Source organism: Pelorhabdus rhamnosifermentans (assembly GCF_018835585.1).
Lineage (GTDB): Bacteria > Bacillota > Negativicutes > UMGS1260 > UMGS1260 > Pelorhabdus > Pelorhabdus rhamnosifermentans.
This window is the reverse complement of the sequence record NZ_JAHGVE010000011.1, coordinates 1-23,559: the sequence shown is the minus strand read 5'-3', so window position 1 is coordinate 23,559 and position 23,559 is coordinate 1. Positions and strand designations below refer to the sequence as shown.

Annotated in this window: 22 protein-coding genes; 2 read left to right on the top strand and 20 right to left on the bottom strand. The window is 39.1% G+C overall.

Annotated features, from left to right (window positions below; all coding sequences use genetic code 11):
• Window positions 1-2: 2 nt before the first annotated feature.
• From Ga0466249_RS14085 to Ga0466249_RS14060, 6 genes are all read right to left on the bottom strand, one after another.
• A complete protein-coding gene (locus Ga0466249_RS14085; protein ID WP_215830105.1) occupies window positions 3-653 on the bottom strand; it encodes a nitroreductase family protein in 651 nt (216 codons plus the stop codon).
• Between the two features lie 77 nt (window positions 654-730).
• A complete protein-coding gene (locus tag Ga0466249_RS14080) occupies window positions 731-2,173 on the bottom strand; it encodes a M20 family metallopeptidase (RefSeq protein ID WP_215830104.1) in 1,443 nt (480 codons plus the stop codon).
• 81 nt (window positions 2,174-2,254) lie between these two features.
• Complete coding sequence (locus tag Ga0466249_RS14075; RefSeq protein WP_312889776.1) at window positions 2,255-2,761, bottom strand: HD domain-containing protein; 507 nt, start codon at window positions 2,759-2,761, stop codon at window positions 2,255-2,257.
• Window positions 2,762-2,914: 153 nt separating this feature from the next.
• The gene (gene hcp / locus Ga0466249_RS14070) at window positions 2,915-4,480 is read right to left on the bottom strand and encodes a hydroxylamine reductase (RefSeq protein ID WP_215830103.1); all 1,566 of its coding nucleotides are present in this window, start codon (window positions 4,478-4,480) and stop codon (window positions 2,915-2,917) included.
• A gap of 39 nt (window positions 4,481-4,519) precedes the next feature.
• Complete coding sequence (locus Ga0466249_RS14065; RefSeq protein ID WP_215830102.1) at window positions 4,520-4,708, bottom strand: ferredoxin; 189 nt, start codon at window positions 4,706-4,708, stop codon at window positions 4,520-4,522.
• 59 nt (window positions 4,709-4,767) lie between these two features.
• A complete protein-coding gene (locus Ga0466249_RS14060) occupies window positions 4,768-5,478 on the bottom strand; it encodes an ATP-binding protein (protein ID WP_215830101.1) in 711 nt (236 codons plus the stop codon).
• 302 nt (window positions 5,479-5,780) lie between these two features.
• On the opposite strand from Ga0466249_RS14060, the gene Ga0466249_RS14055 reads away from it, so the two are divergent.
• Window positions 5,781-6,443 carry a hypothetical protein gene (locus Ga0466249_RS14055; RefSeq protein WP_215830100.1) on the top strand — a complete coding sequence of 221 codons (663 nt, stop codon included), beginning with the start codon at window positions 5,781-5,783 and terminating at the stop codon, window positions 6,441-6,443.
• A 30-nt stretch (window positions 6,444-6,473) separates the two neighbouring features.
• Here the strand turns inward: Ga0466249_RS14055 and Ga0466249_RS14050 are convergent, their stop codons facing one another.
• The 12 genes from Ga0466249_RS14050 to Ga0466249_RS13995 form a co-directional block, all read right to left on the bottom strand.
• The gene (locus Ga0466249_RS14050; protein WP_215830099.1) at window positions 6,474-7,133 is read right to left on the bottom strand and encodes a TetR/AcrR family transcriptional regulator; all 660 of its coding nucleotides are present in this window, start codon (window positions 7,131-7,133) and stop codon (window positions 6,474-6,476) included.
• A gap of 25 nt (window positions 7,134-7,158) precedes the next feature.
• Window positions 7,159-8,538, bottom strand: coding sequence for a flavodoxin family protein (locus Ga0466249_RS14045; protein ID WP_215830098.1), 1,380 nt, complete (start codon window positions 8,536-8,538; stop codon window positions 7,159-7,161).
• A 276-nt stretch (window positions 8,539-8,814) separates the two neighbouring features.
• A complete protein-coding gene (locus Ga0466249_RS14040; RefSeq protein ID WP_215830097.1) occupies window positions 8,815-9,777 on the bottom strand; it encodes a sugar ABC transporter substrate-binding protein in 963 nt (320 codons plus the stop codon).
• 177 nt (window positions 9,778-9,954) lie between these two features.
• The gene (locus Ga0466249_RS14035) at window positions 9,955-10,953 is read right to left on the bottom strand and encodes an ABC transporter permease (RefSeq protein WP_215830096.1); all 999 of its coding nucleotides are present in this window, start codon (window positions 10,951-10,953) and stop codon (window positions 9,955-9,957) included.
• Window positions 10,940-12,448, bottom strand: a complete 1,509-nt coding sequence (locus tag Ga0466249_RS14030) for a sugar ABC transporter ATP-binding protein (protein ID WP_215830095.1) — start codon at window positions 12,446-12,448, stop codon at window positions 10,940-10,942. Before Ga0466249_RS14030 ends, Ga0466249_RS14035 begins: the two co-directional genes overlap by 14 nt.
• A gap of 124 nt (window positions 12,449-12,572) precedes the next feature.
• Window positions 12,573-13,598 (bottom strand): inositol 2-dehydrogenase, encoded by a 1,026-nt coding sequence (iolG, locus tag Ga0466249_RS14025; protein WP_215830094.1) that lies wholly within the window; start codon window positions 13,596-13,598, stop codon window positions 12,573-12,575.
• 60 nt (window positions 13,599-13,658) lie between these two features.
• Window positions 13,659-14,555, bottom strand: coding sequence for a myo-inosose-2 dehydratase (gene iolE, locus Ga0466249_RS14020; protein WP_215830093.1), 897 nt, complete (start codon window positions 14,553-14,555; stop codon window positions 13,659-13,661).
• Between the two features lie 16 nt (window positions 14,556-14,571).
• The gene (gene iolD, locus Ga0466249_RS14015) at window positions 14,572-16,434 is read right to left on the bottom strand and encodes a 3D-(3,5/4)-trihydroxycyclohexane-1,2-dione acylhydrolase (decyclizing) (protein WP_215830092.1); all 1,863 of its coding nucleotides are present in this window, start codon (window positions 16,432-16,434) and stop codon (window positions 14,572-14,574) included.
• Between the two features lie 21 nt (window positions 16,435-16,455).
• Window positions 16,456-17,250: a 5-deoxy-glucuronate isomerase gene (locus Ga0466249_RS14010; RefSeq protein ID WP_246588735.1), complete on the bottom strand. Its 795-nt coding sequence runs from the start codon at window positions 17,248-17,250 to the stop codon at window positions 16,456-16,458.
• A 6-nt stretch (window positions 17,251-17,256) separates the two neighbouring features.
• Complete coding sequence (gene iolC, locus Ga0466249_RS14005) at window positions 17,257-18,276, bottom strand: 5-dehydro-2-deoxygluconokinase (RefSeq protein WP_215830091.1); 1,020 nt, start codon at window positions 18,274-18,276, stop codon at window positions 17,257-17,259.
• A gap of 15 nt (window positions 18,277-18,291) precedes the next feature.
• Window positions 18,292-19,137 (bottom strand): class II fructose-bisphosphate aldolase, encoded by an 846-nt coding sequence (locus tag Ga0466249_RS14000; RefSeq protein ID WP_215830090.1) that lies wholly within the window; start codon window positions 19,135-19,137, stop codon window positions 18,292-18,294.
• Between the two features lie 29 nt (window positions 19,138-19,166).
• The gene (locus Ga0466249_RS13995; RefSeq protein ID WP_215830089.1) at window positions 19,167-20,321 is read right to left on the bottom strand and encodes an iron-containing alcohol dehydrogenase; all 1,155 of its coding nucleotides are present in this window, start codon (window positions 20,319-20,321) and stop codon (window positions 19,167-19,169) included.
• A gap of 545 nt (window positions 20,322-20,866) precedes the next feature.
• Here Ga0466249_RS13995 and Ga0466249_RS13990 point away from each other — a divergent pair.
• On the top strand, window positions 20,867-21,634 hold the full coding sequence (locus Ga0466249_RS13990; RefSeq protein WP_215830088.1) for a DeoR/GlpR family DNA-binding transcription regulator: 768 nt from the start codon (window positions 20,867-20,869) through the stop codon (window positions 21,632-21,634).
• 163 nt (window positions 21,635-21,797) lie between these two features.
• On the opposite strand, the gene Ga0466249_RS13985 is transcribed toward Ga0466249_RS13990, so the two are convergent.
• On the bottom strand, window positions 21,798-22,226 hold the full coding sequence (locus Ga0466249_RS13985; protein ID WP_215830087.1) for a MarR family winged helix-turn-helix transcriptional regulator: 429 nt from the start codon (window positions 22,224-22,226) through the stop codon (window positions 21,798-21,800).
• Between the two features lie 289 nt (window positions 22,227-22,515).
• Window positions 22,516-23,559: electron transfer flavoprotein subunit alpha/FixB family protein (locus tag Ga0466249_RS13980; RefSeq protein WP_246588734.1), on the bottom strand; the 1,044-nt coding region annotated here is incomplete at its 5' end.

Sequence of the window (23,559 nt, the reverse complement as noted above, 5' to 3'; positions counted from 1 at the left end):
CCTTACTGACGAAACTCAAAAATTTCTTCTTCCGATTTGCGTGGACTTACGACTGATTCTTGTGCTGGATAGCCTAAAATAATGGCGGCAGTAATTATTTCCGAATCATCCAAGCCAAATTGGGATTTAATTTTCTGATATTTTATGCTATCCACTTCTGCTAATTCGTTGGCAATTTCTCCAACAATACACGCCCCAAGCCCTTGATTCATAGCCTCGAGAATCATGAATCCATAGGCGATGCCTATATTCTCAAACGTTCGGGCAACTAGGGAAGAATTTTTTTGGGCAAACGATTTAGCTATATCATTATTTAAAAATTTTTTCTCAATTTCTTCACTTTCCAAAATAATTCCTGTATTTGCAAGCAATTCTTTTAAGCAGTCCCGCTGATGGCTACGTTCCCATGATTTTAACGTGCCTACACATAAAATAACGGCCGGAGCCTTAGTGATAAGCTTTTTCATAGAAAATCCAGCGGCAAGCACTTCCTTATCTTCGTCCCCAGTCATGGCAATAAACTTCCATGACTGAATATTTTTCCATGAAGGTGCTCGGCGTCCTGCGCGCATGATAGCCAAAATTTTTTCTCTTTCCACAGGCTGAGGTAAAAATTTTCGAACACTTTTCCACTGAGCAATTTGTTCTAACATAAAATACCCCCTCTTGAATGAATCATATTACTTTTAAAACCAGTATACCACTTTATTCTATCAATAGAATAACAAAGCTATTGTTCACTGAACTTTGGTTTCACCTCAGGCGGAATCGGCGAGACATAGCACTCACCGCCCAGCGTTTGCTTCAATTCGTTTTTCGCTTCTGCTACCACTCCTGGGTGCCAGAAAACATCCAAAGCCGTCCTTGCCAGCACTTTCCCGGCAATGAGCATACCCTTATGCGCTAAACCGGCTCTCCCCTGGGCCACCATCTGCCACGAATGGCCCGGCGTACCCATGACATTGCAGGCCACACTGAACTGAGCTGTCGGAACAATCCAGCTGACATCGCCTACATCGCTGGAACCTGGCAACAATGATGCAGCGTGAGCATACGGTAAAATGACATCTGACACCTCCTGGTTTTTTATCAGACTTAAAAGTTCGGGATCCTGTTTGCCCATTAAAAGTTCTGCCATATGTAAATCGTTATTTAAATCTTGTTCAGACAGTGTACTTTTAATTTCCTGAGCGAAGTTTTTTTCAGCTTCATCAAGCTGTGGAACACCTACTTCCTGTAAATTGGCATGTAGCAGCTGTTCCAGCCGAAGATTGGGAATATAATTTGAGCAGGCTTTTTCAAATATGATTTCACATACTGTGCCTGTCATGAGAGCTGCTCCTTTAGCAATATCACAGACGCGTTCATATATTTCCTGAACTTGATTTAATTTTGGCGCTCGCACTAAATAGAGCACTTCGGCTTCTGCCTGAACGACATTGGGGGATACACCGCCTGTATTTGTTACAGCATAATGGACACGAGCTTCCTGAATAATATGTTCGCGTAAATAATTCACACCTATATTCATTAATTCAACGGCATCCAAAGCACTTCTTCCCACATGGGGAGCTGAGGCCGCATGAGCACTTTTTCCATGAAATTTGAAAGCTACTTGATAGTTAGCTAGAAAATAAGTAGACCAAACAGCGTTATAGGATAAAGGATGCCAAGTTAATGCCACATCGACATCATCAAAAACACCCGCTCTAGCCATAAAAGCCTTGCCTGAACCACCCTCTTCACCTGGGCACCCATAATAACGAATCGTTCCTTTTATATGATTTTCTTCCAGATACTTTTTAACAGCCACTGCCGCAGCTAACGAACCTGTGCCTAATAACTGATGGCCGCAGCCATGACCGTTGCCTCCTTCAACAATTGCTTCTTTGTGTGCCACACCAGCTTTTTGACTCAATCCTGACAAAGCGTCATATTCGCCAAGAAGTGCAACAACAGGTGATCCGCTGCCAAATGTGGCGACAAAAGCCGTGGAAAGTTCGGCAATACCTTTTTCTATTTCAAACCCTTCTTTGGCTAAAAGAAGGCACAAAGTTTCAGCTGATTGAACCTCCTGAAATTTTGTTTCGGCATAGTTCCAAATCTGATCACTTGCTGCAATAAACAATTCTTGCTTTTCATCAATAATCTCGTCTAATCGGTTTTTATTCATCTTTGTTCACCCTTTCATTGATAACAAACGGGTTGCATGCGATTGCACCTTCTTTCTATTATACCTCAATTCAACCACAGCTCAATTCTCAGCTTTAGTAAGATATAGGTTATCCAAATAAGCCGTTCCGGCGGATGTTTTAAAATACTTCTCTTGAATGGATTTAATTTGCTGTTTTGAAAGATCCTCTTCAAAAATATTGACTAAAAAATCGGCCTCAATGAGGATTTGAAAATCAATCCCCGCTATTTTTGAATAAGTGTGATGATGACCAATAAGATAACACACTCTTTCAATAAATTTTTCCTGAAGATTGAATTCCTGAAGTAAAGTTCGAGCCACTGCCGGGCCCAGCATTTCTTGATATTTTCCAGACGAAGAATGATATTGTTGTTCGCCAAGCTTTATACCAATATCGTGTAAGACAGCAGCAACCTCAAGTATTTCCAGTCTCTCTCCTGATAACGCTTCAGTTTCTGCAATACTTTTAGCAAAACCATATACTTTTAAGGCATGATTCACTCTTTTTACATCATTTTGAAAGTAGCCAATCATTTTATTCACCGCAACACTAGCTATACTATTCACAAAAATCCCTCCAATAGATAGGTTTTCTCACCTTACACTGTCTGTACATAAAAGTAAAAACGTCAAAATATCCTGCTCATAAACAGCAAGATATTTTGACAAAACATGAAACTTTATATGATCTAAAATTCTACCTCTGTACGCCTATAACATTTAACCAAGGATTTTTTTGAGATCTTGCTCTGGCGTACTAATAGGTGTCAAATTAAATTTTTCCACAAGAATATTGAGTACATTACTAGACAAAAAGGCCGGAAGTGAGGGGCCAATATAGATGTTCTTAATGCCAAGGGCCAGCAGCGTCAGTAAAATGCACACGGCCTTTTGCTCATACCAGGAAAGTATTAGTGTTAAGGGCAGACTGTTTACGTCACACTCAAATGCATTGGCCAAAGCCAAAGCTACTTGAATAGCCGAATAAGCATCATTGCATTGTCCCATATCAAGAACACGAGGGATACCGCCGATCTCCCCTGTAGCAAGATCATTAAAACGATACTTACCGCACGCCAAAGTCAATACAACGGTATCTTTCGGCGTCTGCTCCACAAATTGGGTGTAATAATTCCGGCCCGGTTTTGCACCATCACATCCGCCAACAAGGAAGAAATGCTTAATAGCTCCTCCTTTTACGGCTTCGATAATTTTATCCGCCACTCCAAGCACAGCATTGCGGGCAAACCCCGTCATAAGCTGAGTGCCACCATTAATGCCTGTAAACTGTCGATCTTCGTCCCATCCGCCAAGTTCCAGGGCTTTATCGATAACAGACGTAAAATCTTTTTTCCCTTCAGCATCTGAAATGTGCTGTAGTTCAGGATAGCCAACAACATCTGTAGTAAAAACGCGATCCGCATAAGACGCTTTAGGCGGCATAATGCAATTCGTCGTAAACAAAACAGGTCCCTGAATATTTTCAAACTCTTTTTGCTGATTTTGCCAAGCTGTACCAAAATTACCTTTCAATTGGACGTACTTTTTTAGTTCCGGATAAGCATGTGCAGGCAGCATTTCACCATGTGTATAAACGTTAATCCCCTTACCCTGAGTCTGTTCAAGCAATTGTTTTAAATCATGCAGATCATGTCCGCTGATAACAATAAAAGGTCCCTTCTCCACAAGCAGCGGAACAGATGTTGGTACAGGATGTCCATAGGCTGATGTATTGGCCTCGTCGAGCAAAGCCATGCATTTTAAATTGATCTGTCCAAATTCCATAAGAAGACCGAGCCACTCATCTGCACTATGTTCTTCACCAAGGGACCTTAAGCCCTTGTAAAACCACGCTGTTACATTGGTATCTTCCTTGCCTAATACTGCGGCGTGCCAAGCATAGGCCGCCATGCCGCGCATGCCAAGGAGCAGTGTAGACCTTAGTGATACAATGTCCTCATGACCTGTCCATAAATCTTGGGCAGGAAAATCTTGTGCGCTGCTGTCTAACCGGTTTTTTTCTTGTTTTGCTATGCTAATCAATTGCGCAATGCGGTCAAAATCAAAGTTCACGTTCGTCACTGTGGCGAACAAGCCTTGCATCATAATCTTGTCAGCCGCCTTATGAGGCGTCTTGTTTGTTGCCGCGCGTGCCAAGCCAATAAGGGCACAAGTCAGTTCATCTTGCTTACCCGCAACCTCCGGTTTTTTGCCACAAACACCTACTTTAGTACACCCCTTGCCACCAGCCGTTTGTTCACATTGAAAACAAAACATGTCACTCATCAAAAATCCTCCCCCATCTATTCTGTAAAAAAACTGTATCTACTCAACTTTTATTGCATTGACAGGACATTGCATTTCAGCATCTTTCGCACTCTCAACTAAATCATCCGTAATTTTCTTATCTAATGCTTTGGCCTTTCCGTCATCATCCATTTCAAAAATTTCCGGACAGACTCCAGGACACAATCCACAACCTATACACGCATCCTTATCAACAAAACCTTTCATACTCTTTCCCTCCTTCCAACATTTCTATTTATCACCAAATGGCCAGTATATTGACCTATTTAGTCTTCACGTATATTACCATCTGTACCGATAACAGCAACACTCCATGGAATCATTTTGCCGCTTTTAATAATGGCTTCTTTTACGGCATTGACTAACCCGCCACAACAAGACACTTCCATACGCACAACAGTAAGACTTTTAATTTCATGCAACTTTAGTATGTCGGCTAACTTCTCAGCGTAGTTCACTTCATCAAGTTTTGGACAGCCGATCAGTGTAATCTTATTACGCATAAATTTTGCATGCATATCAGCGCAGGCATAGGCGGCACAATCAGCAGCAACAAGTAAATGGGCTTCATCAAAATAAGGCGCATTTACAGGCACAAGTTTCAATTGACAAGGCCACTGCCGAAGCTCCGAGCCCGCAGGCGATACACTAGGCTGATTATCGCCTGCTTTCCGCGCAATCATCCGCGCCATACTGCCAGGACAGCCGCCTGCTGGCGGAGTATGAAGCGTTTTCCCCTGACGGGCCAAATGACTTTTTACAGCTTCTTCATCAAATCCTGCTGCTTCACGATCAACAATAGAAATGGCACCTGTTGGGCAATCAGGCAAACAGGCTCCTAAGCCATCACAATAGGAATCTGATACAAGCTTAGCCTTGCCATTAATCAGTTTAAGCGCACCTTCATGACAACCACCAATGCACAATCCACAACCATTACATTTTTCTTCATCAATCTGGACAATTTTTCTTAACATGTTTTCGCCTCCTCAGCATTTATTTTGTATGAAAAACTCAGCATTTTTTATGAGTAAAACTATCATCCCTGTCATGGTTACAGCATACAAGATAAATTATCAGCTGTCGGTGATTTATATCACATAAATTACTTTATTCGACTAATAAGTAAAAAAAAATAATTGAACTTCCGGCTGCCAGATCATTAGTTTCCCAAAATCCGCTGTAATCATCCGTTCCAGTTAAACTTATTAAAAAAAATTACGATATTAAGTATATAAGCTATTTTTCAGATACAAATATAATAAGAAGGCGAGTAAAAATGCCAATAAATCAAATAGAACTCAATAACTTACTGTCTGTACTTCAGCCTAAAGACACTTTAACTGCATTAAGAAAACATCGCGAAGATTTACTAAAGCAACTAGCTCAACAAACTACAACTGACAGCAACATTCTTAACCCTTACTCTGTTCATATTGATAACAAACAAACGGTCACAGACCTACAATCAACGAATGTAGCACTTCAACAAGCCTTGTATAAAAGCGTAAGCAATAAGCTAGAAAATCAAAGATTAGACCGTGAAAAAGCAGCAGCAAAATTAATGTATCAATCAGAGAAATCACTCGCTGCACATGAACGAATTCTTGCTGCTGCCAGTAGGAAAAAAATGTCTTCCGCACTCAGCAAAATAGCAGTCTGTTGGAACATGTCCAAATCTGGAACATCTCCAGCCACTTCTCTTGAAAATTCCAATCCAAATAGTCCAACAGATATTCCACAGAATACGAATAATGAAATTGATCAAGATATTAAACAGTCAATTGAACTAAATACAGCCGCCAACGATGTCGCCAGACGGCGAAAACATACAGAAATAAAAAAAGCAGCAGAAGGAGCTGTGCAAAATAATGCTACACCTCTTCCCTCTGCTGATGGCAAACAAAAAAAGAATAAAAATATTATTAATATAACAGCCTGATGCTACAAATAATTAAATACTAGATTTTACTCAGCCAATAGTCCGATCTTCTCCTTCGACACGAGGACAACTTCCGTGAAAATCAACCATGCCTACACCAATCAAGTCAATCGCTGTATCAATCATATCGTCCAGGCTAATGTCACAATTTTGTAACACACCCATACGACTAGTAAGAAAAACCCCCTCAGCCACCGAATAAAGGTACAAGGCTAATTTTCTCGGATGAACAGGACGCAATTCTTTACGAACAATCCCCTCTTGAATAACGCCTTCCATAATCTTAACTAAATCCTGATATTTTTTATTTAACGTTTCTTCTAACGTTTGCGGAAGATTCATCCCTATCATCGGATTCGTCGCTAGATGCATAATCTCAAACAACTGTGGTTCGCGATAATAAAAAGCTTTATAAGCATAATAAATATCCCGCAGCCTTAGGCCCGCATGGTTATCACTCTGAGCAGCCTGACGTAAATCATCAAGAAGATAATCAAAAGCTTCTCGACAAATATGGTAAAATACCTCTGCTTTGTTGCGAAAATAAAAATACAGGGGGCCAGTAGAAATCCCAGCCGCCTCGGCAATCATTCGCATCGTCGTTTTATGATACCCGAGCGACAAAAAAAGGTCACGCGCTTGTTTTAAAATCACCGCGCGCATATCAATCTGATTAGCATTTTCCGTCATAAGACCTCCGGTAGAACTGGATTTATCACAGCTTAGCAATTAACCTTTGATAAGGTTCAATCATTTTTGTTATCATCATTTTATTATAAATCTTTTTACGAATCACTGGAATTTTAATCATGGAACTTAAGAATAAATTTCGTACGCGCGTAGCATAATCCTGCTGGGGAAAATCATAGAATCCACTTTGTTTGTAAAACCGATGATCGGTAGCAAAGGGAAACCGTATCTTTCCCCAGATTTCATCGCGAAAAATTTTTCTACCTCCCACACCCAGAAAAGTAGCTGGCTTGATATATTGACATTTTGCATCATCAAGGCTGCGCTGCGCTAATTCATCAAGCAACTGATCGATTGCAAGTGAGTCATATGCTTCATCAGTCACAAAATCAACAAGATTTGCTTGTTGCCACTGCGTATAGGCCTCCATAATTTGCCGAAGATTCGGTAATTGTCTTAACGGACCGCTAATTAAAAAAGCAATTTGCTTTCCCGCAAGCGAAGGGATGTGCGTGTTGAAAAAGGCTCTGTCAAAAAAAGTTTTCCATAATGAAGATAAATACCGATCATGAACAGCCCCGGCAAAAATCAAAACGTCGGCGGCTTTTATTTTGTTATTATAAAAATCAATAAATCCGTCTTTGCCTTGATAACAGCATGTATTGTCATAACCGCAACGAATACAGCCCAGACAACTGCCTTTAATATCGATATGATGCAAATTGATGACTTCTACTTGTTCTTTAAACAGCGCCGAAACTCTTTCGATCATACGACTTAAATTAGTTTGCTTATTTTCCACATCTGTGACAATCAGAACTTTATGACCTTTAGAATCTAAAACAGCCGAATTCGCCCCAGGGTGATATTCAAATGCTGGACTGATAAGCGGCGCATACACCTTGCTACTCGGTGCATCCCGATCAATAGCATCAAAAAAGCCTTTTGAAAATTGCACTAACTTTTTTCGTTCTTGTTCATTAAATAAATCATGCATACCAGCTGAAAAGGAACCATAAACCTTCATATCCAAATCATCACAAATGCCATGCAGATAATTGTGCGCTGTATGATCGTGAAAATGAATGGATGTCGTAAGCAGTGCCGTGTGCTTCCCTTGAAAAGCAGATTCTGCCACCCGCTCAGTGATGAGCTCAATAAACCGCTTGTAATGAGCGTGTACTAAACAAATATATACAGGAAAAGCCCATAATATACCGTCAGCACCCTTTATTGCTGCAATGATTTCATTGAATCGCTCACTCGTTTCTATTTGTCGAATCTGCTGAGCAATATGAATGATTTCAAAATCATGCTGAGAATTTTTCTTCCGCATGAAATCAACATACTGCATCGTAACACTCGCCGGCCCTTTTGGACTGCCATTAAGAACAATAATTTTCATAATTAATACAACTCCTTATTTTACATTTAACATAAAATCAAGTTAACTTTAATCCCTAATATAACGTTGTTATATTCATGATTAAAGTATAACATCGTTATATTGTATTGTAAATCATTTCTTATTCGACCTACATTCACCAGAAATGACTCAAAAAGAAAAGATGCGTTGAAACAAAAGTTCCAATGCACCTCTTTTATCTAATAAGCCAGTTATAAATAATCTTACTACCCCAAAACAAGGGCTACCATAATAAGGAGTAAACTCAGATTTTCCCTACTTTCCTAATAATTTTTTCAATTCATCAAGTTTTTGCACAATGTTGTCTATATTAACTACTTCTGTACCTGTGTCAATACGCTTTTCAATGCTTTCACCTTTAGCTGCTTCAATTGCGGCTTCTACACCTTTAAAACCAATGTTATATGGACTCTGGGCAATGGAGGCATCTAATTCTCCTCCCTGAATAGAAGACATGGCATCCATAGATCCGTCGAAACCTACTATGGGAGCCTTATTCTGAATCGCTTTCAAGGCCTGTTCAGCCCCCAGCGCCATTTCATCGTTCGTCGCAAAGACACCATCAAAACTTTGTTTGCTTTGGATAATATTTTCCATAACCGTTACGCCCATCGCCCGTTCACTATTAGCCGGCTGAATTGCAACTACTTCTAAACCAGCTGCTTTTAATGCTTCAATGCAACCATTAGCACGCTCATCATGAGTAGGGTCACCAAGAGCACCACGCAGAATAACAATTTTAGCGTTTTTACCTAATTTTTTAGCTAGATATTCGCCTGCGATTTTACCACCATTATAATTACCAGTACCAACAAAAGCTGCTTTATCGCCCCAGTCAGCGTCTGTATCAGCAAGAATTACAGGAATTTTATTTTCTTTAGCCTTATTAAAAACAGGAATCGCACTAGATGCTTGGGATGGTGCCACAACTAAAGCGTTTACTTTCTTCGTGACTAGATCTTCAATCATCGAAATTTGTCCGGTTACATCAGTTTCTGCATTTGGTCCTAGAACTATTACATTAACGCCGTATTTTTCCCCAGCAGCCTTAGCGCCCGCTTCAACTGTTTTCCAATAATCACTATTCAAAGCTTTAACAACAACCCCAATTTTCATCGTTGATTCTTGATTCTTTACGGTATTTGAAGCACCACAACCAACTAAGGCTAGGGACACCATGAAGAATAACACTACAAATAAACTTGTGGTTTTTTTCATTACACTTTTCCTCCTTTTTGCTATGGGTTTTTATTAAAGTTATCAAGACAATGATATGGAATGTAGCCTTATCCTACCACCACCTTAACAGGATAGCAGATTGTACTTCGTCACTACCTGAAATATAAAGTCCAGTAACAAGGTGAATCATAATCAGACTTCGCGGGAACCTCTTAACTATGCTTTCGCATTTTTAGCAGCTTTATGGCGCAACACATCAACATATACGGCTAAGATAATAACAACACCAATGGCTACAGTCTGCATTTCAGAAGATACGCTCAAAATGTTAAGACCATTTCTCAAAACTGCCATAATCATGGCACCAATCAACGTACCCCCTACTGTACCTTCACCACCCATAAAGCTAGCGCCACCAATAATTACGGCAGCAATGGCATCTGATGAATAATCCAAACCCGCTAACGGATAGGCCGCGTTGACTCGTCCAACTAATAACAAGCCCGCTAACCCTGACATGAATCCGCTGATGGTATACACAAAAAGCAGTACATGATGAATGTTAATTCCAGATAAGCGGGTAGCTTCGGGATTACCACCTACTGCATAAATATACCGGCCAATTGCAGTATAATTAAGGACAATGTGAAAAATCGCATATACAAAAAGTACTAGAATGAAACTAAACGGTATGGGTCCTATAAAACTCTCCCCCCAAAATCGGATCACTGGTGGAAAATTTGAAATGGGCAAAGCCGCCGTAACCATTAACGCTAATCCTCGCGCTATACTCATTGTACCCATTGTAGAAATAAACGGATGGGGTAGCGACAATTTAGTTAAGAGAAGACCATTGATTAAACCAAAAAGTGCACCTACCCCAAGGCAAACAATAATGCCTATAATCGGAGACATACCCAGCTTTACTACAACAATCCCCATAGTAACAATACTTAAAGCTAAGATAGAACCAACTGACAAATCAATCCCAGCAGTTAAGATAGTCAATAACATACCCAATGCAACTAGACAATTGATAGAGGATTGTCTAGCAATATTCATGATATTATCGACAGTTAAAAAATACTCCGACGATAAAGATAAAATAACACATAAGCCTACTAAACCAAGTAATGAGCCTAACTGCCTCATTATTTTAAACATATTTTTTTTATAAACAGGACGATCCGCTATGATTTGTTCATTTGTGTTCATTAATCATACCTCCTGTAGCTGCTTTCATAATTTGGGTCGGCGTAACGTCAGAATGATTAAATTCAGCAGTAATTCTGCCTTCATACATAACCAAGATACGGTCACTAATACCCATCACTTCAGGCAATTCTGAAGAAATCACAATAACTGCCACTCCCTCCAATGCCAGGCGGTTAATCAGTTTATATACTTCTACTTTGGCACCTACATCAATGCCTCGAGTCGGTTCATCAAAAATAAATATTTTCGATTGTGAACACAGCCATTTGGCAATAACTACTTTTTGCTGATTACCACCTGATAACAAACGAGTCGTCAATAAGGGATTACCTGGGCGAAGTTGAAGTTGTTCTATTAAGTTATCCACTTCTCGATTCATTACGTTAGTATTAATAAGGCCTAATCTGCAAAACCGCTTAAGACCTGACAAACTGGCATTAAATCGTATATTATGCATTAGGACAAGACCTTGACCTTTTCTATCTTCGGTAAGGAAAGCCATTCCGTGTTGAATAGCATCTTTGGGACTATCAATTTTTACTTCTTGCCCGTTAATAAAAATTTTTCCAGAATCAATTTTATCCGCGCCAAATATGGCGCGCGCCAGCTCGGTGCGTCCCGCGCCAACTAAACCGGAAAAACCCAACACTTCGCCACTGCGCACTTCAAAAGAAACGTTATCCAATACTCCGGCTCTATTAATCCCTTCCACTTTCAAAGCTACATTGCCTAGTGTCACAGAAACTTTCGGGAATTTTTCCCCTAGTACACGCCCAACCATCAAATGGATCATGTCATCCTGATTAGTGTCTTGCTTGTCCATGACCTTAATTTTGCAGCCATCTCTCAAAATAGTAATGCGATCAGCTATCTCCATTACCTCTTCCAGATGATGAGAAATATAAACAACAGCAATACCCTTTTCTTTTAATTTATGTATTTTTTCAAGAAGACATTTGACTTCCTTTCCCGATAGGCTTGAAGTTGGTTCATCCATTATAATCAATTTAGCATTAGCAACAAGAGCACGGGCAATTTCTATCATCTGCCGATAGCCCATGCTATAAGATTGTGCTAAATCCTTCACATTAACCTCAATCCCCAAGTCATCAATCACCTGTTGCGCAATCCCATTCATCTTACTGTAATCTAACAAACCGACACCAGGTATACGTAATTCTCGCCCTAAAAAAATATTTTCCGTCACAGTCATATTAGTGGCCAAGCTAAGTTCTTGATAAATGCAAGCAATTCCTAAAGCATAAGCATCTTTTGGACTGGCAAAGCGTACTTGCTTCCCCTGGCAATACATCTCACCTTCATCATATTGATAGGCACCCGTTAATATTTTAATAAGCGTTGACTTTCCCGCTCCGTTTTCGCCCACAAGCGCATGGGTTTCCCCGGGTTTAATATCTAAATCTATATTATCTAAAGCTTTAACACCAGGAAAGCTTTTGCATATTCCCTTTAAACTTAGAAAGTATTCGTTCATGGTCGCCACCTCCTTTATAATTATCATCTAATATTAAAACCTAACTTTATTTCATAATATTGCGATTTTTTATGTTAATATAAATACTTTTAAAAAAGATACCGTGAGCACTTCAAGTGACAATTTATAGATCAAATAAACTTTTAATCTCGGCAAGTTTCACCGGTTTGTTTTCTGCTAAAGATTTTTTAGCGGCCAGTCCAATCAATACAGGTTCCAAACCATCTACGACATTTACAGGGACCGGTACATCTTTTACAATAGCCTCAACGAACGCGGCAATTTCATTAGCATAGGCTTGCATATACCTCTCCAGGAAAAAATACAGTGGTTTTTCAGCAACAACTCCGTCTTCGGTACTCAATGTAGCCGTAGAAGCGGTATCATTCGTTACAGCTACTGAGCCTTTTGATCCAAATACTTCAGCACGCTGATCATAACCATAGGTAGCACGTCGACAATTATCAATCACAGCCATCGCCCCGTTAGCCAATTTCATCGTAATAATCGCCGTATCAATGTCCCCGGCTTCACCAATAGCTGGATCTACCAAAGCAGAGCCGATGGCATAGACTTCTTCTACCTCGCTACCGGACAAATATCTTACCATATCAAAATCATGAATGGTCATATCCAAAAATATCCCACCAGATACTTTTACATAGCTAACAGGGGGTGCCTCAGGATCTCTTGATGTAATTTTAATAACGTGCTGAGTACCAATTTTACCGTTCAACACCGCTTCCTGAGCCGCACGAAAATTATGATCAAACCGCCGATTAAATCCAACCTGATATTTGACTTTTGACCGTTTTACAGCTTCCATAACAGATTTAATTTTTTCAACATCATGGTCAATTGGTTTTTCGCAAAAAATATGTTTGCCAGCCTTCACAGCTTCAAGTGATATAGACGAATGGGTATCCGTCGAAGAACAAATAAGCACTGCTGCAATATCAGAATCCTGAAGAATATCATGATAATCTTTGTAGACATGTTGAATTCCCAGTGTTTTTGCCCAACGCTCTGTTTCTTCATTAAGAAAAGGATCTGCAATCGCCTTAACCTTGGCATCTTTAACATATTTACTAATACTTTCCGCATGAACTTTACCAATTCTGCCGGCCCCAATAATACCAATCTTCACCATCAATATTCCACCTCTCCATTATCCAATGTGCATTTTTATATCATCAAAACAATTTAACTATTACAAACCTGTTTTTTCCCTAATATACTGACGTGCTTTTAATGCATATTCAAGTGGATTGGCCTTGGCGGGGTCCTGTTCGGCCTCAACGACAAACCAGCCTTCATAATAATTGTCATTTAATATTTTAAACAGCGGTTCATAATCGATCATGCCATCGCCTGGTACAGTAAAAGCGCCTAATTTTACGGCCTGTAGAAAACTCAATTTTTCTCTCTTTACTTTGGCCAATACAGCAGAACGAATGTCTTTCAAATGGACATGTTTAATTCTTTTAACATATTTTTGCAAAATTTGTTCTGGATTTTCGCCTGAAAATACTAGATGACCTGTATCAAATAACAGATAAACCAGTTTCTCATCTGTCATTGCCATGAGTTTATCAATTTCTGCAGTCGTTTGTACGCCTGTTCCCATATGGTGATGATAAACAATCTTCATATCCTTTTCTGCTGCTAGACGCCCCAAATTTTCCAGACCTGTTGCTAAATCGGTCCATTCCTGTTCGGTAAAAGTAGGTTTTCCGTCAAATACCGCTACGTCCATCATTCCTTGCACGCTATGGCCCTGTTCCGCAACAACAATTACTTTGGCTCCCATGGCATGTAAAAAATCCCGATGCTTTATAAATGCTGTCTTTGTCTCTTCAAACGGCTTAGTAGTCAAAAAAGAACTGAACCAGGCACTCGCAATATGGATTCCACGCAACTTCAAAGCTTTTTTAAGAACTTTTGTATCTCTCGGATATTTATTACCCACTTCACTGCCAGTAAATCCAGCAAGCGCCATTTCACTCACGCATTGTTCAAAAGTATTTTCGCTTCCAAGTTCAGGCAAATCATCATTCGTCCAGGCAATAGGAGCGATTCCCAGTTTCACCTTTGTTTTATCTAACATACACAGTCCCTCCAAATTAGAATTTCTTCGCTTTGACAATCTCTGTTTTCATTTGCTGATAAGCTGCACGAACAGACGGATTTTCCGATACTTCCGGTACTCCAACACGCCACCATGATTCATAACCGCCTGTCATGGTCTTGGGCAAAACCTTAATATCAATCAAAGTGGATACTTTATCCTGGCGGGCACTTGCAAAAGCCTCTTTTAATTCCTGAATGGTATGTACCGTATAGGTTTTTGCCCCATATCCTCTGGCGCATTCAGCAAAATTAATTGGCAAATTACATCCTGATAACTGACCGGTAGTGGAATCACGAAATTTAAATTGCGTTCCGAAAGATGGGATTCCCTGACTATTTTGTAAATTTTCAATACAGCCAAACCCACTGTTATCAAATAAAAGAATATTAATCTTGTAGCCTTCCTGAATGCTTGTAACGAACTCCGAGTGAAGCATTAAATAGCTTCCATCGCCAACCATGGAATAGACTTCTTTCTGTGGTTCAGCCATCTTAACACCCAAGGTGGCACATACTTCATAACCCATGCAGGAAAATCCATATTCCATATGATAGGTTTTCGGCTTTATTGGCCGCCATAGTCGTTGCAAACACCCTGGCAAACTTCCTGAAGCTCCGACAATAATGTCGTCTTCACTCATCATTTTAGAAATTTCACCTAAAACCCGCGTTTGTGACAATCCTGCATCCATCTCAACACCAAATAACCGATCAACTTCCTGATCCCACTCCTGTTTGGCTAAAACAACTTCTTGGTTATACTGCGATTTGTAGCCAGCTTGGTCCAGTGAGGCAGTAAGTGTCTGCAGCGTTTCTTTCGCATCGGCAACTACAGCCATTGCATTCATCTTGTAGGCATCAAAGGAATTAACATTCAGCGATAAAACTTCCGCCAAGGGATTTTTGAATAATCCTTTAGATGATGTAGTAAAATCAGACAACCGTGTACCTACTGCAATAATTAAATCTGCATCGGCTGCAATCTTATTAGCAGCTAATCCACCGGTAACTCCGATCCCCCCTAAATTCAGGCTATGGTTCCAGGGAATTGCCCCTTTTCCTGCCTGCGTTTCGCCAAAGGGAATGTTAAATTTCTCGGCAAATTGTTTTAAAGCTTCACCAGCTTCAGCATAAACAACTCCACCGCCACAAATCATGAGCGGTTTTTTACTACGCTGAATTTTAGCTGCTGCTCGGGCAATTTCTCCTTGAGTCGGGATTTTTCGCGTTATATAATGAATCCGTTTGGCGAAAAACTCAACAGGATAATCATAAGCCTCCCCTTCCACATCCTGAGGCAAACAAATGGTTACCGCACCCGTATCTGCCGGATCAGTCAAAACCCGCATAGCATTTAACATAGCTGTCATCAACTGCTCAGGGCGAGCAATTCTGTCCCAATATTTTGACACCGGTTTAAAAGCATCATTGGCAGTAATAGATATACTCGTCGGATTTTCAAGTTGTTGCAATACTGGATCAGGCTGCCTACAAGCAAATGTATCACTGGGAAATAACAATAACGGAATCCTGTTAACAGATGCTGTACCTGCTGCAGTAACCATATTCAAAGCACCCGGACCAATGGAAGAAGTGCAAGCAATAATTTCACGCCGATTTTTTTGTTTGGCATAACCAATGGCAGCATTCGCCATGCCTTGTTCATTTTTCCCCTGGTATACAACCATGTCTCCCTGATATTGTTGTAAAGCTTCACCAAAACCAACAACCATGCCATGACCAAAAATGGTAAAAACACCTTTGACAAATTTATTTTCTACCCCATCGAATTCGACGTATTGCTGATCCAGAAACTTAAGCAACGCTTGTCCCATTGTTAGTTTGATTGTTTTCAATTCATATCCCCTCCCGTTTAGCTATTTATCCGGCCATATTTTAACATTTTCATCCCATAACCAAGTATGATTAGGATCATCAATTCTATCTGTCCAAGGGTTATTCTTCAAATGCCGTATCATCCAGCAATAATACATCGCATAACCTGGCGCAGCTGTTTGAGGATGAACAAGGCCTCCCTTAATTGTCACAAAGTTATGATCTTTTATCTTGTAAGCATCCTCGCCTACCAAACATAATCCAAATCCTTGTGGTTTATTAAATTTATAATAATAGACTTCAGGTTGTGGATGATGATGAGGTGGATAACTGGACCATTTACCTGGATAAGTAATCACCTCTCCCATAACCATATTAGAGTAAGGTGCATTACGATAGTCAAATACTGTCCGCACCACTCTTCTGGCAGTATCATGCCAAACGCCTTCCCCAAAGATATCACTTTGACAGTCTTGAGGAGAATATAATTTATCTTCGAATTTATTGGCATTCTCAGTACATTGAACAATAACTTCGCTTTCCTCTAGCACTTCCAAAGTAACTTCAGTTTCTTTGGAAACATGAAGACACCAGGGATCTTCATCAAATACCGATTTTCGCTCAATTAATTTTTCCTTGCCAGACCAGCTTATTTTCAGCTTGCCTTCCAGAAGTAAAATAGCCATTTCCTTCGTTTGTTGATAATAAGATTTTTTGTCTTTTGTACTCAATTTTTCCACGTTAATATCCATTAACATTTCTTCATTTTTTCCATTTACTTCACATAATGTATTGGAGCCATCCTTGAGCTCACCGAAATCTTGTACCATAATCATTCCCTCCTATACTCGAGCGATCATTTCACCATATTCTTGTTTTTCCTTGCTAATAAAGTTCTTAATTTCATCTACAGTTGGCATGGCTTCCGAACAACTGTGACTGGATACCAACATAGAAGCTGAACCACTGCCGAATTCAAGACAGTCAATAATATCCCAGCCTTCCATTAGTCCATATAAGAAAGCTGACGCATAAGCATCTCCGCCGCCAAAAGATTTCAACAATTTAATTGGAAACGGTTTAATGACATACTTTTGCCCATCGGCAGTATAAGCAGTTGAACCTTCCTTGCCATGTTTAATAACAATAATCTGATTGCCCTGCGCAAACCACCGTTGCGCAATTTCCTGATCTGTACTAACTTCCGACCTTAGAAGACTTTCCATTAAATCAAATTCTTCTCTCGAACCTAAAATAATATCGCTTAACCTGGCAACTGCTGAGGAATAAACAACAAGTTCTGCTTTTGATTTCCACGTATAACTGCGATAATCAATATCGAATATTACAATAGTGCCATTTTTCTTTGCATATTCCAAAGCCAATAACGCCGCTTCGCGTGAAGGACTGGCCGCTAAAGCCGTACCTGATATGACAATAGACTTTGCATTTTTGATATATTCTTCATTAATGTCTTCCGGTGACAAAGCTAAATCAGCCACAGCATTGCGATACATCAGAATACTGCTATCTGTCGGACTCGCAATTTCTGTAAAAGTAAGTCCCAAAGACTCGCCGTTTTTCGCTATAGCAATGTTTGAAATATCAATGCCTTCTTTTTGAAAGTACTGCGTCACAAACCGGCCAAATTGATCGTCTGATACCTTACCAATAAACCCGACTTTTTTCCCTAAACGCGCCATACCTACAGCAATATTAGCAGGAGATCCCCCCAGATATTTTTTAAAAGTCGTACTTTCTTCTAACGGCTTATTCATATCGATGGGATTAAAATCAATAGCGACTCTACCAACCGGGATAATATCCATTTTTCGTTTCTGATCAAACACAATGTGATTCACTTCAACCGCCCCTTCTTAAACCTGATGATTACTTTGAAATGCTTGAATGTGATTTCTCACATTTTCACATGCCGCATCAATCACACATTGCTGATAGTCAAAATATTCCACTTTTTGTTTTTGTTGAAAAAGAAGTTGTACATTTTCAATAATTTTATTCAAGGTTGCTGTCTGTACATTGATTTTCTTAATTCCATTTTTGATACATCCGCGAAAGTCTTCCGTTGTTAATCCAGAACCCCCATGAAGGACTAACGGAACTTCGACAGCCTGATGAATATCTGCCAAACGCCCAAATTGCAAGCAAGGTTTATCTTTATACATTCCATGGGCATTGCCAATTGCCACTGCTAATGCGTCCACACCTGTGGCTTCAAAGAAACGTTTCGCATCATGAACATCGGTGCACATCATTTCAATTTCTTCCGAGCCATCTTCACTACCGCCCACTCTGCCTATCTCAGCTTCTGTCGATGCTCCATACTTTTTCGCTAATCTTATGACTTCAAGGGTCCTCGCAATATTGTCTTCCAATGGCAACTGTGAACCATCCAGCATGACCGATGTAAAACCTAATTCTAATGCCTGCCGAATGGTTTCGACTTTCAATCCATGATCAAGATGAACAGCAACAGGCACCTTTGCTTTTTGTGCAGCTTGAATCATAACAGGACCAATCAAATCAAGGGGACAATATTTTAGCCGTACTTCAGCAACTTGCAAGATAATTGACGAGTGCAGTTCTTCTGCGGCCCTGATCGTTCCCATAACCATTTCCATACTGACAACACTAAATGATCCCACTCCACAATGAGACTGCTGTGTGTATTTCAAAATATCTTTCATCGTGACTAACGACATCTAAGTTTTCCTCCTTAAAAGCAATACTCTTAATTCCAAAGTCTCGTATATATAGCACTGATGTCGTCTTGGTCTACTTTTCTCACTGTATTGTTCGGACTGCCGCTTTCCATAGCATCCTGAGCCATTTTATTGATCATGGCAAAAAAATGATTTTTATCCACGCCAAATTCTTCTAAAGTTGGAACTTGTAATTGATCGCACAACTTTTTAATCTCATTTAAAAGACACAAAGCTGCTTTTTCATCACTCATCCCTTCTTTATAAAAACCTACCTCTTTTGCAATATCAGCAAATCTTGCTTGTGCACCGTACATGGCGAATTTTAAGCAATCTACAAGCAGCATCGCATTCGACATTCCATGCGGCACATGAAATAATGCACCAATAGGCCGACTCATACCATGAACAAGTGTAACCGAGGAATTATTAAAAGCAATCCCAGCCTCAAGTGAAGCAAGTGACATTTCATTTCTCGCTTCTAAATCATTTCCATTTTCATAAGCTTGCTTTAAATTTTCGAAAATACGTTTACAGGCCGAAAGAGCAAAAATATCTGATAAGGGCTGGGCCTTCTTCGAGGTATAGGCTTCGATCGCATGGGTCAAAGCATCAAGACCTGTTGCGGCAGTAACTTTCTTTGGTGAAGTAATCGTTAAATCTGGATCGACAACAGCTAGTGCAGGCAATAAAACTGCACCTTTCAACAACATTTTAACCTCAGTTTGCGTATCCGATATAATCGTAAACTGTGTGGCTTCTGAGCCAGTTCCCGCAGTTGTCGGTATAGCAACTAATTTAGGCGGAAGAACCGTGATTTCTTTTCCCATATAATCAGCTAACTTACTGAAAGTATTGAGCATAATTCCGATAGCCTTCATGGTATCGATAGGACTACCCCCGCCAAGAGCAATCAAGAAATTACAATCGGTCTTTCTATAAACTTCAACTCCTTGATAAACCATCTTATCGGTGGGCTCACTGTTAATTTTCGGAAACACTTCATACATAATATTTTGACTATCCAAGAGATTAGTTACTTTTTTTACATTACCAATACTCAACATAATCTTATCCGTAACAATAAGTGCTTTATTTCCAAACGTTTTTAAATAGGGACCGGACTTCAACAATGCTTCTTTGCCTGAAATAATTCTTTGTGGAGTTAAAAACAAATTCGCCATAACATTCATCCTTTCTTTGTACATGTTGATACCGTAATGGTTATATTTTATTATATTTTGATTACTTTCAATAAAATGTTAGAGCTTTTTCTATCACTTTATGGTTACATTATAATCCGTGCAAATAGTAATTACAATATTAAAATTATATTTTTTTAAATGTTTTCAGTATTCAAATATAAGAAAAATAATAGATTTGCTCTTTAGTTACCAACAGAAATGCAATTCATACTTAAATGTTGTTATTTTGAAAAATCGTACTTCAATACATTCCTAAATGTATAAGACTACCCACTCTAGAATGAGTAGTCATTTCATTAAACATTGAACTAATATTTTTTGGTTATATTGGTTATTTAACTTGGTAATATTGATTTTATTTGATTATTATATTTTGTTATTGTATAATAAAGTTGATCTTTTAATAGACACAAAATATGGCTAAAATACTTAATTATCGCCAAAAATGCATTCCCTAAAAATTGGAGTTATAGTCTACTCAGCCCCATTTAAGATTTAAAACAGAATTTTACTGAGGTGATAACTTGAAAGCAAGCAGAATTAAAGAACTGGAAACTTATATTATTGAAAATGAACGGGCAACAATTGAAGAATTATGTAACTTACTCAAAGTTTCTAAAAACACCATGCGAAGAGATATTAATGAGTTGGAAAAACAGGGTATGATTAAAAAAGTTTATGGTGGAATTATCCTAAATGACAAGAAAACCACTGAACCATTCGAATCCAGAGAAGTAAGAAATAAAGAAGCCAAACAGGCAATTGCCCATATTGCGAGTACATTAGTTGATGATGGGGACATTATTTACATTGACTCAGGAACCACCACCTTGCACATGATCCCTTATTTATCTCAAATAAAAAATTTAACCATCATTACAAATAACCTAAATGTCATTATGGATTCCATCCCATTCTCTAATCTAAATATTATTTCCACAGGCGGAACACTATTTAGAAGAACAAACTCGTTTGTTGAAATAGAAGCTGTTAGCTTACTCAAGAAATATAATATTTCAAAAGCTTTTATGGCCACTACCGGAGTTTCCATTTCAAAAGGAGTCACTAATTCATCATCCTATGAGTATGACATAAAAAAGTATATTGTTGAAAAATGTGATAATATTATCTTATTAGCTGATAATACTAAATTAGGACGCGCTTCATTAACGACTTATTATAATTTAAAAGATATCCAAACGTTTATAACGAACGTCCAACCTGCCGATGAATATGTCGATTTTTTTAAAGAACACAACATTGCATTACTCACCCCCCAAGCTCCTGCGTAAATAAATACCTCAACGTGTAGATACTTTATTCCAGATATGGTAAAAACCGAATAAAAAAAAGGATTTGAACGATACAATTCGTTCAAATCCTTTTTTACTGTCCAAATACGATTGATTCATTTTCCAGGCCAATATTACAAATGTAATTTTTTTTACTTGATTTTTATCCCAGTTTATTGAAAATATTTAATAACACATGACGAAATATTTTGGTCTCTTCTTCGCTGCATCCATCCAACATTGTTTCTGATACTTGAGTCATAACATTGATTACCTTATCACGAATGCTATGAGCTTTTTCGGATAAAAAAATATAATACAAGCGACGATCTTCAGGTACATTTTTACGGAAAACTAGTTCTAAACGTTCCAATCGGTCAATAAGACCAGTCAATGTAGAATTATCTAAGTAACAATTTTTACTCAAGTCAGTAATGGAAATACCATCACGCTTATACAAGGTATACAATACAGACATTTGTCCTGGCGTAATCTCCAGACCCTGCGTTGCCAGTAATCTCTTTGTATACTGATAATGTTTTTGCTCGGCCTTTGCTAATAAAATGCAACTACTGTCGAAAATTTCCAACATATTCCACTACCTCTGATTTTTTTTTGTAAGCAAACTATTTTGAACATCAATATTTAATATAATACAATATTTTAGTTGCATATGCAATGCTGTTAATCTAATTTGACTAATTTTCTCCGTTTTCACTAAATTCGGTAATTTAGTAATAGAAATTCTCTTTTTTAGCCAATTCTCTCATTTCAGTAAAAAAACGTATTTGTTATAAAAAAATACACCCCTATTCAAAAATGGTAAAAAGAAGGTAACTAAACCAACTACCATAGATGAAGAGGTGTATTCCTAAAAACCATCAGTTTGCTTTTAACTTTTTGAATTCTGCGGTGAGCATCGGAATAACTTGCAGCGCGTCAGCTACAATACCATAATTAGCAAATTTGAAGATATTTGCATCGGGATCTTTGTTGATTGCGATAATGATGTCTGATGTACTCATACCCGCTAAATGCTGAATGGCACCGGAAATACCGAAAGCAAAATAAATTTTCGGTGCCACTGTCTTGCCTGTCTGTCCTACTTGATGAAGCGCAGGCATCCAGCCGGCATCAACTGCTGCACGTGAAGCACCTACAGCACCGCCCACAGCCTCAGCTAGTTCTTCAAGCAATTTAAAGTTTGCCATATCACACATGCCGCGTCCACCGGAAACGATAATTTCCGCTTCTTCAATGTTGACGGAAGTTGTACAAAGATTGATGACTTCAATAAGCTTGGTACGAATGTCTTCGGGTTTTACTTTACTTGGCACTTTAATAATTTCGCCTGTCCGGCTAAAGTCTTGCTCCGGACGTTTAAATACTTTCGGACGAACTGTTCCCATTTGTGGACGATAGTCAGGACAAAGAATCGTTGCCATAATATTACCGCCAAAAGCGGGACGCGTCCAAGCAACTAAACGGGTTTCTTCATCAATATCCAAATTGGTACAATCGGCAGTTAGACCTGCTTTGACACGACAAGACACACGCGGTCCAAGATCGCGTCCATCTACTGTTGCGCCTAATAGTATCACATTGGGTTTATACGTATTGATTAAGTCAACAAATGCAATGGTATAAGCATCTGGATTGTAATGGGCATACTCTTCGCCTGCTACAACATAGACCTTGTCCGCACCGCTGGCAATGACATCTTTGGCGATTTCTTCTGTATTGCCGCCAATGACAACAGCTGCCAATTCTTCGCCAAGTTTGTCGGCAAGAATCCGGCCTTCGCCCAAAAGTTCATGAGCGACGCCACGTGCCAATCCTTTTTGATGTTCTACGAAAACCCAAACACCTTTGTAATCTTTCTTATCTACTGTCGCTGTCGATTCAACAGCTTCGCGTTCTATTGC

Bases quoted from the DNA above. Each gene is read 5' to 3' on its own strand.
- hcp (WP_215830103.1), bottom strand. From the start codon at position 4,480: ATGAGTGACATGTTTTGTTTTCAATGTGAACAAACGGCTGGTGGCAAG.
- iolG (WP_215830094.1), bottom strand. From the start codon at position 13,598: ATGGTGAAGATTGGTATTATTGGGGCCGGCAGAATTGGTAAAGTTCAT.
- Ga0466249_RS13995 (WP_215830089.1), bottom strand. From the start codon at position 20,321: ATGGCGAATTTGTTTTTAACTCCACAAAGAATTATTTCAGGCAAAGAA.
- Ga0466249_RS14040 (WP_215830097.1), bottom strand. From the start codon at position 9,777: ATGAAAAAAACCACAAGTTTATTTGTAGTGTTATTCTTCATGGTGTCC.
- Ga0466249_RS14030 (WP_215830095.1), bottom strand. From the start codon at position 12,448: ATGAACGAATACTTTCTAAGTTTAAAGGGAATATGCAAAAGCTTTCCT.
- Ga0466249_RS14085 (WP_215830105.1), bottom strand. From the start codon at position 653: ATGTTAGAACAAATTGCTCAGTGGAAAAGTGTTCGAAAATTTTTACCT.
- Ga0466249_RS14000 (WP_215830090.1), bottom strand. From the start codon at position 19,137: ATGTCGTTAGTCACGATGAAAGATATTTTGAAATACACACAGCAGTCT.
- Ga0466249_RS13985 (WP_215830087.1), bottom strand. From the start codon at position 22,226: ATGTTGGAAATTTTCGACAGTAGTTGCATTTTATTAGCAAAGGCCGAG.
- Ga0466249_RS14045 (WP_215830098.1), bottom strand. From the start codon at position 8,538: ATGAAAATTATTGTTCTTAATGGCAGTCCAAAAGGGCCGGCGAGTGTT.
- Ga0466249_RS14060 (WP_215830101.1), bottom strand. From the start codon at position 5,478: ATGTTAAGAAAAATTGTCCAGATTGATGAAGAAAAATGTAATGGTTGT.
- Ga0466249_RS14055 (WP_215830100.1), top strand. From the start codon at position 5,781: ATGCCAATAAATCAAATAGAACTCAATAACTTACTGTCTGTACTTCAG.
- Ga0466249_RS14050 (WP_215830099.1), bottom strand. From the start codon at position 7,133: ATGACGGAAAATGCTAATCAGATTGATATGCGCGCGGTGATTTTAAAA.
- Ga0466249_RS14080 (WP_215830104.1), bottom strand. From the start codon at position 2,173: ATGAATAAAAACCGATTAGACGAGATTATTGATGAAAAGCAAGAATTG.
- Ga0466249_RS14010 (WP_246588735.1), bottom strand. From the start codon at position 17,250: ATGATTATGGTACAAGATTTCGGTGAGCTCAAGGATGGCTCCAATACA.
- Ga0466249_RS14065 (WP_215830102.1), bottom strand. From the start codon at position 4,708: ATGAAAGGTTTTGTTGATAAGGATGCGTGTATAGGTTGTGGATTGTGT.
- iolE (WP_215830093.1), bottom strand. From the start codon at position 14,555: ATGTTAGATAAAACAAAGGTGAAACTGGGAATCGCTCCTATTGCCTGG.
- Ga0466249_RS14035 (WP_215830096.1), bottom strand. From the start codon at position 10,953: ATGAACACAAATGAACAAATCATAGCGGATCGTCCTGTTTATAAAAAA.